The 14,407-nt window shown below is 58.7% G+C and carries 16 protein-coding genes and 1 tRNA gene; 11 read left to right on the top strand and 6 right to left on the bottom strand.

Annotated elements, in window-relative coordinates:
* Positions 1-22: 22 nt before the first annotated feature.
* The 3 genes from ACQZ6J_RS26155 to hflX all read left to right on the top strand — a co-directional run bounded on the left by ACQZ6J_RS26155 (position 23) and on the right by hflX (position 2,649).
* Positions 23-886 (top strand): D-amino-acid transaminase, encoded by an 864-nt coding sequence (locus ACQZ6J_RS26155; RefSeq protein WP_449086268.1) that lies wholly within the window; start codon positions 23-25, stop codon positions 884-886.
* Positions 887-993: 107 nt separating this feature from the next.
* Positions 994-1,236 carry an RNA chaperone Hfq gene (hfq, locus tag ACQZ6J_RS26150; RefSeq protein ID WP_003539403.1) on the top strand — a complete coding sequence of 81 codons (243 nt, stop codon included), beginning with the start codon at positions 994-996 and terminating at the stop codon, positions 1,234-1,236.
* 78 nt (positions 1,237-1,314) lie between these two features.
* Entirely contained in the window at positions 1,315-2,649 is a 1,335-nt protein-coding gene (gene hflX, locus ACQZ6J_RS26145) for a GTPase HflX (RefSeq protein ID WP_449086267.1), read from the top strand.
* A 113-nt stretch (positions 2,650-2,762) separates the two neighbouring features.
* On the opposite strand, the gene mazG is transcribed toward hflX, so the two are convergent.
* Both mazG and ACQZ6J_RS26135 read right to left on the bottom strand, forming a co-directional pair.
* Positions 2,763-3,611, bottom strand: coding sequence for a nucleoside triphosphate pyrophosphohydrolase (gene mazG, locus ACQZ6J_RS26140; RefSeq protein WP_163985839.1), 849 nt, complete (start codon positions 3,609-3,611; stop codon positions 2,763-2,765).
* 22 nt (positions 3,612-3,633) lie between these two features.
* The gene (locus ACQZ6J_RS26135; RefSeq protein ID WP_449086266.1) at positions 3,634-4,221 is read right to left on the bottom strand and encodes a deaminase; all 588 of its coding nucleotides are present in this window, start codon (positions 4,219-4,221) and stop codon (positions 3,634-3,636) included.
* Positions 4,222-4,510: 289 nt separating this feature from the next.
* On the opposite strand from ACQZ6J_RS26135, the gene cysG reads away from it, so the two are divergent.
* The 5 genes from cysG to ACQZ6J_RS26110 all read left to right on the top strand — a co-directional run bounded on the left by cysG (position 4,511) and on the right by ACQZ6J_RS26110 (position 9,536).
* Positions 4,511-5,953, top strand: coding sequence for a siroheme synthase CysG (gene cysG, locus ACQZ6J_RS26130; protein WP_449086265.1), 1,443 nt, complete (start codon positions 4,511-4,513; stop codon positions 5,951-5,953).
* A 3-nt stretch (positions 5,954-5,956) separates the two neighbouring features.
* A complete protein-coding gene (locus ACQZ6J_RS26125; RefSeq protein ID WP_163985837.1) occupies positions 5,957-6,271 on the top strand; it encodes a DUF2849 domain-containing protein in 315 nt (104 codons plus the stop codon).
* A 17-nt stretch (positions 6,272-6,288) separates the two neighbouring features.
* Positions 6,289-7,968, top strand: a complete 1,680-nt coding sequence (locus ACQZ6J_RS26120; RefSeq protein WP_449086264.1) for a nitrite/sulfite reductase — start codon at positions 6,289-6,291, stop codon at positions 7,966-7,968.
* An 11-nt stretch (positions 7,969-7,979) separates the two neighbouring features.
* Entirely contained in the window at positions 7,980-8,492 is a 513-nt protein-coding gene (locus ACQZ6J_RS26115) for a DUF934 domain-containing protein (RefSeq protein WP_163985835.1), read from the top strand.
* A gap of 231 nt (positions 8,493-8,723) precedes the next feature.
* A complete protein-coding gene (locus ACQZ6J_RS26110; RefSeq protein ID WP_112796202.1) occupies positions 8,724-9,536 on the top strand; it encodes a ferredoxin--NADP reductase in 813 nt (270 codons plus the stop codon).
* 52 nt (positions 9,537-9,588) lie between these two features.
* On the opposite strand, the gene ACQZ6J_RS26105 is transcribed toward ACQZ6J_RS26110, so the two are convergent.
* The 3 genes from ACQZ6J_RS26105 to ACQZ6J_RS26095 form a co-directional block, all read right to left on the bottom strand.
* Positions 9,589-10,203: a GntR family transcriptional regulator gene (locus ACQZ6J_RS26105; protein ID WP_449086300.1), complete on the bottom strand. Its 615-nt coding sequence runs from the start codon at positions 10,201-10,203 to the stop codon at positions 9,589-9,591.
* A 198-nt stretch (positions 10,204-10,401) separates the two neighbouring features.
* A complete protein-coding gene (locus ACQZ6J_RS26100; RefSeq protein ID WP_163985832.1) occupies positions 10,402-10,608 on the bottom strand; it encodes a hypothetical protein in 207 nt (68 codons plus the stop codon).
* A gap of 268 nt (positions 10,609-10,876) precedes the next feature.
* Complete coding sequence (locus ACQZ6J_RS26095; RefSeq protein WP_163985831.1) at positions 10,877-11,134, bottom strand: GlsB/YeaQ/YmgE family stress response membrane protein; 258 nt, start codon at positions 11,132-11,134, stop codon at positions 10,877-10,879.
* A 374-nt stretch (positions 11,135-11,508) separates the two neighbouring features.
* On the opposite strand from ACQZ6J_RS26095, the gene ACQZ6J_RS26090 reads away from it, so the two are divergent.
* Positions 11,509-11,584, top strand: a tRNA-Lys gene (locus ACQZ6J_RS26090).
* 214 nt (positions 11,585-11,798) lie between these two features.
* On the opposite strand, the gene ACQZ6J_RS26085 is transcribed toward ACQZ6J_RS26090, so the two are convergent.
* Positions 11,799-13,295, bottom strand: coding sequence for a hypothetical protein (locus ACQZ6J_RS26085; protein WP_449086263.1), 1,497 nt, complete (start codon positions 13,293-13,295; stop codon positions 11,799-11,801).
* A 226-nt stretch (positions 13,296-13,521) separates the two neighbouring features.
* Between ACQZ6J_RS26085 and ACQZ6J_RS26080 the strand changes: the two genes are divergently transcribed.
* Together ACQZ6J_RS26080 and ACQZ6J_RS26075 are read left to right on the top strand one after the other, a co-directional pair.
* Positions 13,522-13,743 carry a helix-turn-helix transcriptional regulator gene (locus tag ACQZ6J_RS26080; RefSeq protein ID WP_449086262.1) on the top strand — a complete coding sequence of 74 codons (222 nt, stop codon included), beginning with the start codon at positions 13,522-13,524 and terminating at the stop codon, positions 13,741-13,743.
* A gap of 104 nt (positions 13,744-13,847) precedes the next feature.
* Entirely contained in the window at positions 13,848-14,240 is a 393-nt protein-coding gene (locus tag ACQZ6J_RS26075; protein WP_449086261.1) for a hypothetical protein, read from the top strand.
* The last annotated feature ends 167 nt before the right edge of the window (positions 14,241-14,407 follow it).

Below are 14,407 nucleotides of genomic sequence, written 5' to 3'. Positions count from 1 at the left end.
AGAATTCGGATCAGGGTCTTTCATGCCGAGAATAGCTTATGTCAACGGCCGTTATGTCAGGCACAGCGACGCCACGGTGCATATCGAGGATCGCGGCTATCAGTTCGCCGATGGCGTCTACGAGGTCTGCGAGGTTCGTCACGGCGTAATCGTCGATCTGACGCGCCACCTTGATCGCCTCAACCGTTCATTGGGGGAACTTCGTATCGCCTGGCCGATGACGCGCCCGGCATTGATCCTTGTGATTCGCGAGACGCTGCGCCGCAATCATGTCCGCAATGGCTTGTTCTATCTGCAGGTGACGCGCGGCGTTGCCCGGCGCGATCATGTCTTCCCGCCCGCCGGAACGCCGTCCTCGATTGTCGTCACCGCCAAAAGCACCGATCAGTCCGCTATTGCCAAGAAGAATGCCAATGGCATCAAGGCGACTACCGTTCGCGACAACCGCTGGGACCGGGTGGATATCAAGTCGGTCGGTTTGCTGCCGAATGTAATGGCCCGCCAGCAGGCGAAGGAAGCCGGCGCCCAGGAGGCGATCTATATCGATCAGAACGGCATGGTGAAGGAAGGGGCCGCCACCAACGTCTGGATCGTCGATCACGACGGAAATCTCGTTACGCGTCCGGCCGAGCACGGCATCCTGCGCGGCATCACCCGCACGACCCTGAAGGACGTAGCTGCCAAGCTCGGCGTGACGATCGTCGAGCGATTCTTCTCGGTCGAGGAGATGATGAAAGCTCGCGAGGTCTTCATTACCGCGGCGACAAGTATATGTTTTCCGGTCGTTTCCATCGATGGAGAGACTGTTGCCAATGGTCATCCGGGCAGCATGTCACAGAAAATTCGCGAAGCCTTTTTCGACGTTGCGGAAAAGACTGCGATTTGATACCAACATTCGCTGGGAGGAGAGAATGAGGATATCTCCTGTCCGGGACCTCTATATATCATGACATTGAACCGACCTGGGTCGGCAAAAAAGAAAGAAGCGGCGCGATGGCGGAACGTTCTCAGAACTTGCAGGACTTGTTTCTCAATACTGTTCGCAAGCAAAAGATTTCACTGACGATTTTCTTGATTAACGGCGTGAAGCTCACAGGGGTCGTGACCTCGTTCGACAATTTCTGTGTTCTGCTCCGCCGCGACGGCCATTCGCAGCTCGTTTACAAGCATGCGATCTCGACGATCATGCCGGGTCAACCAATGCAGATGTTCGAGAGCGAAGAAGCCGCATCCTAACTGGGATTTTCTATTATCACGACACGCGATACCAAAAACGACTCCCTCATTCCGGAGTCAGTCAAACACCGGGATGACATGCGCGCTGTCGTGGTCGTGCCTGTGCTGAAGCAGGCACGCGCGGCGCGTGCCGCTCAGGCCGATAGTGCCGCCTCCGTTTCGCGCCCGCCTGAAAGCCGGCTGGAAGAAGCAAAGGGCCTGGCGCTCGCCATCGACCTCGACGTGGTCAACGGCTCCATCGTGCCGATCAGCGATCCGCGGCCGGCAACCCTGCTCGGCACGGGCAAGATCGAGGAAATCCTTGCGCTGCTCGACGAGTTCAACGCCGGACTCGTCATCGTCGATCATCCGCTGACGCCGGTACAGCAGCGCAATCTCGAAAAGGCATGGAATGCCAAGGTCATCGACCGCACCGGCCTCATCCTCGAAATTTTCGGTCGCCGCGCCTCCACCAAGGAAGGAACGCTGCAGGTCGAACTTGCGCATCTGAATTATCAGAAGGGCCGGCTGGTCCGAAGCTGGACCCACCTTGAACGCCAGCGCGGCGGTGCCGGCTTCATGGGCGGTCCGGGTGAAACCCAGATCGAAGCCGACAGGCGTATGCTACAGGAACGGATTATCCGGCTGGAGCGCGAGCTCGAACAGGTGGTCCGCACCCGCCAGCTTCATCGCGCCAAGCGCCGGAAGGTGCCGCATCCGATCGTGGCGCTCGTCGGCTACACCAATGCCGGCAAGTCGACGCTGTTCAACCGCATCACCGGCGCTGGCGTGCTGGCCGAGGACATGCTCTTTGCGACGCTCGATCCGACGCTGCGCCGCATGAAGCTGCCGCATGGCCGCACCGTCATCCTCTCCGATACGGTCGGCTTTATTTCCGACCTGCCGACTCATCTTGTGGCCGCTTTCCGTGCGACTCTCGAAGAGGTCCTGGAAGCAGACCTGATCCTGCATGTGCGCGATCTGTCCGATGATGACAATCAGGTCCAGAGCGCCGATGTCATGCGCATTCTCGGCGACCTCGGCATCGGCGAGGCTGAGGGAGCGGAGCGCATTCTCGAAGTCTGGAACAAGATCGACCGTCTGGAGCCGGAAGCGCACGATGCTATCGTGCAGAAGGCTTCGAACACGGAAAACGTCATAGCCGTTTCGGCGAAAAGCGGCGAGGGCGTCGATCGCCTGATGGACGAAATCAGCCGGCGGCTTTCGGGCGTGCTGACGGAAACGACGATCACGCTACCGGTGGAAAAGCTGGCGTTGCTGCCGTGGCTCTATAACCACGCCATTGTCGACAATCGCGAGGATAACGAGGACGGCACGGTGACGCTCGACGTCCGCCTGACCGAGACGGAAGCAGTTGAGCTGGAGCGGCGCATGGGCAATGGCCCGAAACCTCAGCGCGAAGACTGGGAGTAGGCGGCTTCAGCGCATGTCGCGCAGAAGCGGGCAGCTGTCCCACGATAAGCACGAGCCGGAGATCAAGGATCTGAAGCGCTGGAGATGAATCTGAAAGATTCGTTTTCAGCGCTTCAGGCCGTTTTCACTCCGGCAAGCTGCCGCTCGATGGCTTTCGCCGCCTGCCAGATCTCTTCCATGCGCTCCAGCGAGGCATCCTCCAGCGTCTCGCCATCGGCCTCAAGCGTCGTTTCTATGTGATGGAAGCGGCGACGGAACTTCGTGTTCGTGCCGCGCAGGGCCTGTTCGGGATCGGTTTTCACATGCCGGCCGATATTGACGACCGCAAAGATCAGGTCGCCGAGTTCATCGCTGACCTTGGCCTTGTCGCCGCTCGCGAGCGCCGCCCGCAATTCGCCGATCTCTTCCTCGATCTTGTCGAGGATCGGTTCCGGCGCCGACCAGTCGAAGCCGACCTTGGCGGCTCGTTCCTGCAGCTTCAATGCCTCCGTCAGGGCAGGGAAGGTTCGTTGTACCGAACCAAGGAACCCGTCCTTGAAATCCTCGGTGATGCCGCTCTTCGCCCGGCGCTCGGCCCGCTCGCGTTTCTCTTCGGCCTTGATTCGATCCCATTGCAGCGTCACCGCATCCTCGGTCTTGGCATCGGAAACGGCAAAGACATGCGGATGGCGACGGATCATCTTGCGGCTGATGGCATGCACGACATCGCCGAAGGAAAAGGCACCGGCCTCTTCGGCAATCCGCGCATGGAAGACGACCTGCAACAGCAGGTCGCCAAGTTCGTCGCAAATGTCGTCGTTGTCCTTGCGCTCGATCGCGTCGGCGACCTCATAGGCCTCCTCGATCGTATAGGGCTTGATGGTCTCGAAGGTCTGGACGATATCCCAAGGGCAGCCGGTTTCGGGATTTCGTAGCGCGGCCATGATGTCGATCAGGCCGGAAATGTCTCGCGATGCTTCCATCTGTGCCTCGGGTCTTGCTCTTTCAATTCAACGGAATGTCGTTGCTCCCCTTCGACGCCTGATAGTTGTCGGAGAGACCGGCATAGGCTTGTTTAATGCGTGCGGTCTGTTCCTTCAACTCGCCTTTGCGCGGACCCTCTTCGGTTTCCACGAGATCCGAGATGGCAAAGCTCTTCCAGAAAGCGTTTTGGCGGCGGTAGCCACCCGGCTCCAGGCCGAAGACTTCTTTCAGGATCTTGAGATCGTGCGGGATCGCGAAAGCATCCCGGGAATCCTCGTGGCTGAAGAAATAATAGAAATTGTCGAAGCCGGCCCAGGTGATCGCCGACATGCACATGGTGCAGGGCTCGTGGGTGGACAGGAAGATGAGATCCTTGGTCGCAGGCTTCTCGCCGAGCTCGTAGAAACGCTTGAGCGTATGAACCTCGCCGTGCCAGAGCGGGTTCTCCAGTTCGTTGTTGGTTTCGGCAATAACGAGCGAAAGGTCGGACTTGCGCAGGATGGCGGCGCCGAAGACCTTGTTGCCGGCGGCGACGCCCTGGCTGGTCAAGGGCAGGATGTCGTGCTCGACGACGTTCAGAAGGCGTGCAGCGATGCTATTGTCAGACAAGGGGTTTCCTCCAACGGTTTTCGCTGCAGCCTAGTGGGATTACGAATGCGGCGGTATGTGCAAATAAGTTAAAGACTATGTTCGCCACAGGCAATAAAGCGGCCCGTAGGCGCCAATGAATCCTAAAAACCTATAGATTTTATATATTTATTGCAATCTGCTTGCCTGGTGAGTTTTGCTCAAATCCCCTAGATGTCGAGCAAAAGAATACGTGTTCGCCCGAGCATTAGAATTCTGTTTCTTCAATCTCTTGGCGGAAGGGGCGATATTCGCCAAATCTCGAAGTGGAATGATGATGCCTCCCAGGACTGAGCAGCTTTCGGTGTTTCCCGCCTTCTTTCGCGTAGAAGGACGGGTGGCGGCTGTCTTCGGCAATGGCGACGAGGCCTTTGCCAAGGTGCGGCTGCTCATGCAGACGCAGGCAAGGATCGTTGCCTATGTCCAGGCGCCCGAGGCTGATTATCACGCCTTCCTCATCGCCAATCGCATCGAAACCGTGCGGGGTAATTTTTCATCCGATCAGGTCAAGGGTGCCACCCTTGTCTTTGCCGCCACCGGCGACGCCGGGGCGGATCGTGCGATCGTCGCTGCCGCTCGCGCCGAGAGAATTCCGGCAAACGCCGTCGATCAGCCCGACTACTGCGATTTCTATACGCCGGCGCTGGTGAACCGCGCCCCCGTCGCGGTTGCCATCGGCACGGAAGGCGCCGGTCCGGTGCTGGCGCAGATGATCCGCGCGCAGATCGACCAGATGCTATCGCCGTCGCTGGGCAAGCTGGCGGAATTGGCGACGCGCTATCGCAAGCCGGTCGAGCGTCTCGTACCCCGTGGCGTTGCGCGCCGGATTTTCTGGCGGCGATTCTTCTCTGGCCCCGTTGCCGATGCCGTCAATGCCGGCCATCTCCCGCAGGCGGAGCAGGCAGCCGATGAATTGCTGCAGTCCTCAAGCGGGGTTGAGGGTCGCGTCTGGCTGGTGGGCGCCGGTCCGGGCGCCGAAGACCTGCTGACCTTGCGCGCGCAGCGCGTGATGATGGAGGCCGACGTCATCGTCTATGATGCGCTCGTGCCGCAGGCGATCGTCGATATGGGGCGCCGCGACGCCGAGCGCCTGTCCGTCGGCAAGCGCAAGGGGTGCCACAGCAAGTCGCAGGAAGAGATCAACGATCTGCTGGTGCAGCTCGGCCGCGAAGGCAAGCGCGTGGTGCGCCTGAAGTCTGGCGATCCGCTGGTCTACGGTCGCGCCGGCGAGGAAATGGCGGCGCTGCGTGCCGCCGGTATCGGTTATGAGATCGTCCCCGGCATCACCTCGGCCTTTGCCGCCGCCGCCGATTTCGAGCTGCCGCTGACGGTGCGCGGTGTCGCCTCGTCGCTGGTCTTCACGACCGGTCATGATCTGGCTGGTGACGTGCTGCCCGATTGGGCAAGCCTGGCCGTGTCCGGGGCAACGATTGCCGTCTACATGGGGCGCACGGTTGCCGCTTCCGTCGCCGAACGCCTGATGCAAGCCGGCGTGCCGCCCGAAACGACGGTTGCCGTCATCGAGAATGCGAGCCGCCGCGATCGCCGCCTGATGCACGGCATCCTGAGGGATTTGCCGGATCTCGAGCGCCGCGATGAGTTGAGCGGGCCGGTCATGGTCATCATCGGCGATGCCGTCGCCGGTGCGAATTTCGAACAATCCGAGCCGCTGGTCCGTCGCGAGACCGCTGCTCAAGACTACGCAAGGAGCTGATGGATGGTCGACAAGGTTCTGACCGCAAACCGGCTCACCGATGGCGTCGCCGTTTGGCTGAACGCGAATGGTGAGTGGACGACGTCGCTGCAGGACGCGCTGGTCGCTCGCCATGCCGAAGCGGAAGCCGCTCTGGAAGCGATCGGCAAGCAGGCCTATGCTGACAACAAGGTTGTCGACGTCAACCTGATCGACGTTCAGGAAACCGACGGCAAGCTTTGGCCGCTGCGTTTGCGCGAGCGCATCCGCGCTGAAGGCCCCACGATGGAATACGCGCCGGGCTATGCCGCGGCCGATCCCGATTTTATTGCAGTCTGAGAAGCCCCGAGGAAATCATGTATCGTTACGATGAATTCGACCACGCCTTTGTCGCGGAACGGGTTGCCCAGTTCCGCGATCAGGTGGAGCGACGCCTCTCGGGTGAGCTTTCGGAAGATGCCTTCAAGCCGCTGCGTCTGATGAACGGCGTCTATCTGCAGCTGCATGCCTACATGCTGCGCATTGCCATTCCCTATGGCACGCTGAGCTCGCGCCAGATGCGCATGCTCGCACATGTCGCGCGCACTTACGACCGCGGCTATGGCCATTTCACCACGCGCCAGAATCTGCAGTTCAACTGGCCGAAGCTCTCCGAGATGCCCGACGCGCTGGCCGATCTGGCCTCGGTCGAGATGCATGCCATCCAGACTTCGGGCAACTGCATTCGCAACGTGACGGCAGATCATTTCGCCGGTGCGGCGGCCGATGAAGTCGCAGATCCCAGGCCTTATGCCGAAATCCTGCGGCAATGGTCTTCCGTGCATCCAGAGTTTTCCTTCCTGCCGCGCAAGTTCAAGATTGCCGTTACAGGCGCCGAGCGCGACCGCGCCGCGATCCAGGTCCATGATGTCGGCCTGCATCTGAAGAAGAACGACAGGGGTGAGATTGGCTTTGCCGTTTACGTCGGTGGCGGCCAGGGCCGCACGCCGCTCGTTGCCAAGCTGATCCGCGACTTCCTGCCGGAGCAGGATCTTCTGTCCTACATCACCGCCATCATGCGCGTTTACAATCTGCATGGCCGCCGCGACAACAAGTACAAGGCGCGCATCAAGATCCTTGTGCATGAAACCGGCGCCGAGGAACTGGCGCGGCAGGTCGAGGTCGAGTTCGACAAGCTTAGAGACACGGAGCTGAAGCTGCCGGAAGCGGACGTTCAGGCGATTTCCGCCTATTTCGCACCGCCCGCGCTGCCGGAACGTGCCGAAGGCTGGGAAAGCCTCGCCCGCTGGAAGAAGACCGATCCGGACTTTGCCCGCTGGGTGCAGCAGAACGTGCAGCCGCACAAGAACCCCGATTACGGGATGGTGACGATCTCGCTGAAGCCGATCGGCGGCATTCCCGGCGACGCTTCGGATGCGCAGATGGAAGTGGTGGCCGATATTGCCGAGGAATATGCCTTCGACGAAATCCGCGTCAGCCACGAGCAGAACCTCATCCTGCCGCATGTGGCGCTTGCGGATCTCGAAGCCGTCTATCGCGGCCTCGTCGCTGCCGGTTTGGAAACGGCGAATGCCGGTCTGATCACGGATATCATTGCCTGTCCCGGCCTCGATTATTGCGCGCTTGCCAATGCGCGCTCCATCCCGGTCGCGCAGGAGATTTCCAGGCGCTTCGGCTCGGCCGAGCGCCAGGCTGAAATTGGCGAGCTGAAGATCAAGATTTCCGGTTGCATCAATGCCTGCGGCCATCACCATGTCGGTCATATCGGCCTACTCGGCGTCGAAAAGAAGGGCGCGGAACTCTATCAGATCACCCTCGGCGGCTCCGGCGACGAGAACACATCGATCGGCGAGATCATCGGCCGCGGCTTCGAGCCGGACAAGGTGACCGACGCCATCGAGACCATTGTCGATACCTATCTCGGTCTTCGTCTGGATCCTTCCGAAACTTTCCTCGCCGCCTATCGGCGGGTCGGGCCGCAGCCGTTCAAGACCGCGCTTTACGGCTCGTCCTCGACGGCAGCCGAAGCGGCGTAAGGAGATTGAACATGACCAAGATCTGGCGGGAAACCGGCTTCGTGGAAAACGATCCGTGGGTCATCGAGACGGATGACGTCAAGGCGACCGAGACGCAGAAACCTCTGCTCGGCCTCGATGCGTTGATCGCGAAGGCGGAAGAGAGCAACGAGGTAGGCCTCGGCGTCGTCATCAAGCCGGCGGACGACGTGACCCGGCTGCAACCCTATCTCGATCGCCTCGATATTGTTGCTGTTGCCTTTCCGGCATTCAGCGATGGTCGCTCCTTCAGCCATGCTTCGCTTTTGCGCCAGCGCCTCGGCTACGCGAACGAACTCCGCGCCGTCGGCGATGTGCTGATCGATCAAATTCCGTTGATGCTGCGCGTCGGCATCGATAGTTTCGCCGTGACCAACGAAACGGCACTGAAGCGACTGTCGGAAAATCGGTTGCCCGGCATTCCGCACTATTATCAGCCGACCGCGCGCCGCGCCGAAGGCGGACAGGCCTATAGCTGGCGACGGTTGCCGGCGAAATCGGCCTGATGTCGGCAGGCCTGTTGTAGCGGCAATCCGACCTGGTCGGGTTGCCGTATGCAAGTCTCCCGATAAATGTGATGCCGCCGATCTGGAATCTTGACTGAAACATGCATATTTCAGTCTTGTGCCGCCGGATGAAATGGAATGCCTTTCAATACCGGCTGTATTATTATATCAGCATCGCGCAATGAGCCTGCCAGGAATGACGTGTAAGATTAATACGGGATCCGAGACAGAATGAACGCCCCCGCCAAATCAGATGAATTTGCTTCAGCAGTCCCCGCCGGCGTCTTCGCCGAGAAGGTGCTGAGCGTCACGCATTATACCGACCGGCTCTTTCGCTTTACCATGACCAGGCCGCAAGGCTTCCGCTTCCGTTCAGGCGAGTTCGCCATGATCGGCTTGATGGTCGATGGCAAGCCGCTTTATCGCGCCTATTCAATCGCGAGCCCCGCCTGGGCCGACGAACTCGAGTTCTTCTCCATCAAGGTGCCGGACGGGCCGCTGACCTCGCACCTGCAGAACATCAAGCCCGGCGACGAAGTGCTGATGCGCAAGAAGCCGACCGGCACGCTGGTTCTGGACGCGCTGACACCCGGCCGGCGGCTCTATATGTTCTCGACCGGCACCGGTATCGCGCCGTTTGCGAGCCTGATCCGCGATCCCGAGACCTATGAGAAGTATGAGGAAGTCATCCTCACGCACACGACGCGCGATGTCGCCGAGCTCAAGTACGGTTTCGATCTCGTTGAGGAAATCCGCAACGACGAAATCCTCAGCGAAGTCGTCGGAGACAAGCTGCGCCACTATGCGACGGTGACACGCGAGGAGTTTCCCTTCACGGGCCGCATCACCGATCTCATCGAAAACGGCAAGCTTTTCAGCGATCTAGGCGTGCCTGCCCTCGATCCCGCCATCGATCGCGGCATGATCTGCGGCTCTTCCGCCATGCTCAAGGACACCAAGGGGTTGCTTGAAAAGGCCGGCCTGAACGAGGGTGCAAACAACAAGCCTGCCGAGTTCGTCATCGAACGCGCTTTCGTCGGCTAGACGAATCCCATAAGCGGAGTGCAAGGCGGTTTCGGCAGCGAAGCCGCCTTTTTCATGTGTGGCTTAGGTAGTCGATAAGCGAAGCCATGGCTGCGCGCGCATGGTCCGGATCGCCGTCAAGAATGGCTTCGATCGCCTGAACATGCATGGCGATCGCTTGATCCATCCGGTCATGCATCCCTGTGGAAAACCATAGGCGGCGTGCATGCGTCTGCACCGGTCCAAGTGCCGCTGTGATGAAATTGTTAGGGCAGGCGGCTTCGAGAATCTCGTCGAACGTCTTATCGGCGGCGAAAAAGCCGGGCAGGTCGTTGGCAAGGGCACAATCTGCCATGAGCCGCGCGCATTCTCGCAACTCCTCGCGCTGCTCCGCATCGGCATGGGCCGCCGCAAGTGCCGCCGCGATCGGCTCCAACTCCCGCCTGACCTGCATGACATACCGATGATCCTCAGGGCGAATCTCCGCGATTTGCAGGCCGACGCGAGGGCGAACGTGGATCAAACTCTGCCAGGCAAGTTTCTGGATGGCCTCGCGCACGGGTGTTCGTCCATGCCCCGCCATCTCGATCAGCTGTTTCTCGGTAACGAGGGCGCCAGGCTTCAGCCTGAGCGTCACGATCGCGTATTCCAGCGCGAGATAGGCGAGGTGGCTAAGCGAATTCTGCATTCGAGGCGATGTCCGGCGTGTACTTGGATGGCGCAGAGTGTCATCTGACGCCGTCGAAGGCAACCGATTGTGATATATCAGTATGTGATTTAGCCAACGCCGCTTTATCCGGTTCATCTGTATCGGCACGCCGGATCGCCGCTTGGAAGAGCGACGATCTCGGTGGCAATCCTCAAGCTCGGCTCGGGTAGCGATGCATCATTGCCCGATTGCCGTGGAAAGGCTCGGAGGCTTCCGCTTGGCCGCCATGAGCAGGTCCAGCTCCGTCGATGACGGGCCGAATTTATAGAAGAGGCGCTTTGCCTCGGCATCCTCGAGGCGATATTTGCGCGCAAATTCAGCAATGCTGTAAGGGCGGCCACGGATGGCTTTGCGGGCGGTTGTCCGATTGGCGTTTTCCGTCATGTTTCCAACTTCCTTTCGGTTCCAGTTTTTATAGATAGCGCCGAGGATGATGTTGGAAAGGCCTTGAAATGCATCGTGACGTTTCAGGATTGCATCTGCCTCCAGGTTCTTGGAAACCCGCCTGTCGTCTTCGCGAACCGTCGCGCCCCTGATGCGACGTGCTTTTGGCCTTCGTCTCGCGAAGTCCAGGCAACAAAAAAGGAAAGGCGGTTTGTTCCGCCTTCCCTTTTTCCTCTTCCCGATTCGGGCCGTCTCGCCCGATGCGTCGTTAACGCCGGATCAGTCGACCGATGAAAATCAGGATGCAGGCGCCGATGAAACCCGTGATCAGGTAGTTCAGCCATACATGGAACGGCAGGGCGATGCCGAGAACACCGAACAGCCAGCTGGCGACGAGCGCGCCAACAATGCCGAGGATGATGTTCATGACTATGCCTGTGTTGCTTTTCATGATCATCTCGGCAAACCAGCCAGCTAGGCCGCCGATGATAATTGCCGCAATCCAACCGACGTGTGCATCTTCCATAAAAGAACCTCCTGAGGGCCCGACAGGTTGTTAACAAGAACTGATATACACCAAAAACGATTCGCACCCCAACAGTTGCCGATGGCGAGCCGCTGGATACTATTATTGCAACCCTGATTATTAAGGGAAATTGTTACGGTTGTTCAGGGTGCCGGAATGGATCGCTGCATGATTCATGCATTTTCACGGCGAAACGCTTTAACCGTTCATTTCTTTGAAGGATCTCGACGACGCGCCGCCGCCATTTCATCGCCTGGAGGTGAGGAAAAGCATGTTCGAGCCGTCATAACCGTGATTTTATGGGTTGACCGCAATAGGGCGTCTGCATATGTTCCGCGCACTTCCAGCCGGGGCAGGATCTGCCTGCGGAGAGGGAGAGCGTAGCTCAGTCGGTAGAGCAACTGACTTTTAATCAGTAGGTCATGGGTTCGAGCCCCATCGCTCTCACCACAGATTTCAATATCTTAGTGAGAATTTTGATCTCCGACTGACGATGTGGTCGCCACCGAATCGCCACGAACGTTGCGATAACTGTAGCGCGCAACATCGAATGGCAACCGAAACCAATACCGATTAGGCTGACTGTGGCGCGGCGCTACCTTTGGCGCAGAGCGTCGTTCGCTTTGTCACGGCAAAACTGTACGCCGACCCGCCCGTTTGAGAACTACTGCTTTGCATCTCGCGGCGGCTGGGAGGCAGCCTCAGCCAATAGCTTTAGAGCGTCGTTGAATTCACGCTCCGGATCGGGAACCAAAAAGCTAGTTTCGAGTGACTCCTCGATCGCTTCCCTCGTGATTACAAAAGTGCCTTGTTGAAGGGCACCTGCAATCTCAGTTTCTACCTCGGACCGCGTTAGGGCTGTAATCATAACCGGCAGAACGCTCAGATTTGGGCTGCCAGATTCCTTCAGGTGGTCGCGCACGTGTTTTGCACGGATAGCCAGCCTCGTGAGTTTAGAATCCTCCTTCAAAATTCCCATTGTGCATTCAATCACTAGGAAGTGCCCGCTTGGCGTCGTCGCCAATATATCCGGCCCTTCCTTGATCGTGCTCAACAAAGACACGCCATAGCCGCGTATCCACATCAGAGATGAGACAGCAGCTTCGAAGATTCCTTGTTGATTTTTGTGCGCAGGCCCAGGTGCTTTAAGAAGGCCGTCCCGGAGCTTTGCTAGATCTTTGTCAAACCCCTCGTAGGCAACCCGTCTAGCATTCTGATGATTATTTGGATCGACTATCCAGCCAAACGATTGGGCTCGCCCGTCATAACCCGCAAAGCAGTGTACAATGGCTGATCTCGGCACTTGAAGGGTTGCAATGCCGCGCTGGATTTTTCCATCGTCATTCCACTTGAAGGCGCTCCCAGGCGATTGTCCCCGCTCCACGCAGTTGTTGTTAACGAGGATCTTATACCCAAGGAACGCTCGATCGGTGGCGAAACCCCGGAATAGCACGAGGCCGAGTGTCGCGCTCTCACCGTCTACTCTTTGCGTGATGTCAACAGCAACGATCGCGGGAGCGGCCGCCTCGAAGCGAACGGACCCTCGTGTGTAAATTAGCCCGTAGTGGTTTGTGAGCTCGACCAGGGTGTCAAATGGAGGGACGGCTGCTCGTAGCTCCCAATCAACAAGCCGCTCGTCCACTAACGCCTCACGCTCTCGGCCGAGGACAGTCAGAATTTCTAGTCGTGTCTGCCCGCCGAGGGCATGAGATGGATCAAATGACCAGTGGTAACCGCCCCCCTCATAGCTTTGAAGTAAGATTTCCCCCTCCGGGAGCTTCAGGCTCCCAGTGTCAACCTCCCAGAGGAGTTGTGCGACCGACTTTCCAAGATCCGACAGGCGGTACTGTCCAGCGCGGACATTTGGAGATTGGAACGACGCCTTTGGCACTTGTTCAATGTTGCCAAGGATGAGCTGCCCTTCGATGAGAAAGAATTGGTCGTCCCGCCGTACCGCGACAAAGCTAAGAATAGCTGCTTCGACGACAGCAGCCCCGAGAGTGTCAGCAAACTTCAGAAATTGCCTTGTGAAATCGTTCGGCATTTGCGTTCGCGCCCCGTGATTTGCCCTCATCAAAACCATACCGCGTCCCGCAGGGGTCGAATAGGCTTCGTCGTTGAAGACGTACCAAACGTCGAACTCTGCGGATGGTTTGGTCACGACGACCTCTTTTGTCGGTCCGGGTCCGGAGCATATTCAAAGCGGTCTTGATATCTATCGTTGCCGGCTCATTTTAAGATGGCTTGGCGGGCACCCTAGCGTGACATGCGGCGAATTAAAGCCCAGACCGCCAGTATTACAGGATTTAAATCGCATTTATTTGGCCTAAAATCTTCTCTGAAAATCCATCATATCACCGGCATCAACGTGAAACATGGAGGTGCAAGTGCAACGGAATATGCGTGTGAAAGAGGCGGCGAGCTACATCGGCCTCTCAAAATCCAGCCTGGACAAGCTTCGGCATTTCGGCGGCGGCCCAAAATATTTCAAGCTTGGTCGTGCCGTTGTTTATTCAACGGCGGATTTAGATGCATGGATGTCCGAACGCCGCCGTTCTGAGACCTGGGATGGAGCGAATGACAACGCGCGGGCGAGGGCGACCGCCTAGTTAGTTCCCGCTATTTTCCGGACTTTCTCGGGCCTCGTGCCGACGACAGCTCAAGTCAACAAATCAAAACTACTAAGCGGCCCAGCGCCGGCAAAGGAGAACCATTGCGTTCATTCACCGACGAACCTCGCGCGTCCCGTCTCATCAGAGGACGCGTTTCTGCGGACACATCGATTCCGCGCGTCCGCGGCCATGCGCTCGCGATCGACTTCCTCGACGGCTATGCGGCGGACGCAAGAGTTATCGAAGCCTCGACACTTTTGTTCCCGGAGAAGGTGGCCGGAACTGAGGGCGAAAGGGGCGATCGTCGCCGCTTCGGTTTCGTCCAATATGCCGGAGAGGGTAGGCCGCCACAGACGGGTTTGGTTCGACATGTCGGCGACGCGTTCTTTGCAGATCGGCGGACGGCTGATTTCGTCTGGCAAGCGGTCATCGAGAAAATCGAGAACGATGCGGCCGGCTTGTTCGGCGCCACACGGCTCGCCTTTCCTCGATGAAGGTCCGTGACCTCATTCCCGCTGCCAAATCGGGCGGCGGGGCTTTGCGGTTGCTCGCGACATTCGATCTTGAGCTCTCCGGTCAGATCCGCCTTTACGGCCTCCGACTTCTCGAAGCTCCTGGAGGCAAAAGGATTGTCTACGCCGCACAGGCTGGCAGTCGGCGG

This window comes from Rhizobium sp. A37_96, assembly GCF_053521765.1.
The sequence above is the reverse complement of the archived record's forward strand: the minus strand, read 5'-3'. Positions and strand labels throughout refer to the sequence as shown.

Bases quoted from the DNA above. Each gene is read 5' to 3' on its own strand.
- ACQZ6J_RS26155 (WP_449086268.1), top strand. From the start codon at position 23: ATGCCGAGAATAGCTTATGTCAACGGCCGTTATGTCAGGCACAGCGAC.
- hfq (WP_003539403.1), top strand. From the start codon at position 994: ATGGCGGAACGTTCTCAGAACTTGCAGGACTTGTTTCTCAATACTGTT.
- hflX (WP_449086267.1), top strand. From the start codon at position 1,315: ATGCGCGCTGTCGTGGTCGTGCCTGTGCTGAAGCAGGCACGCGCGGCG.
- mazG (WP_163985839.1), bottom strand. From the start codon at position 3,611: ATGGAAGCATCGCGAGACATTTCCGGCCTGATCGACATCATGGCCGCG.
- cysG (WP_449086265.1), top strand. From the start codon at position 4,511: ATGATGATGCCTCCCAGGACTGAGCAGCTTTCGGTGTTTCCCGCCTTC.
- ACQZ6J_RS26125 (WP_163985837.1), top strand. From the start codon at position 5,957: ATGGTCGACAAGGTTCTGACCGCAAACCGGCTCACCGATGGCGTCGCC.
- ACQZ6J_RS26120 (WP_449086264.1), top strand. From the start codon at position 6,289: ATGTATCGTTACGATGAATTCGACCACGCCTTTGTCGCGGAACGGGTT.
- ACQZ6J_RS26115 (WP_163985835.1), top strand. From the start codon at position 7,980: ATGACCAAGATCTGGCGGGAAACCGGCTTCGTGGAAAACGATCCGTGG.
- ACQZ6J_RS26110 (WP_112796202.1), top strand. From the start codon at position 8,724: ATGAACGCCCCCGCCAAATCAGATGAATTTGCTTCAGCAGTCCCCGCC.
- ACQZ6J_RS26105 (WP_449086300.1), bottom strand. From the start codon at position 10,203: ATGCAGAATTCGCTTAGCCACCTCGCCTATCTCGCGCTGGAATACGCG.
- ACQZ6J_RS26100 (WP_163985832.1), bottom strand. From the start codon at position 10,608: ATGACGGAAAACGCCAATCGGACAACCGCCCGCAAAGCCATCCGTGGC.
- ACQZ6J_RS26095 (WP_163985831.1), bottom strand. From the start codon at position 11,134: ATGGAAGATGCACACGTCGGTTGGATTGCGGCAATTATCATCGGCGGC.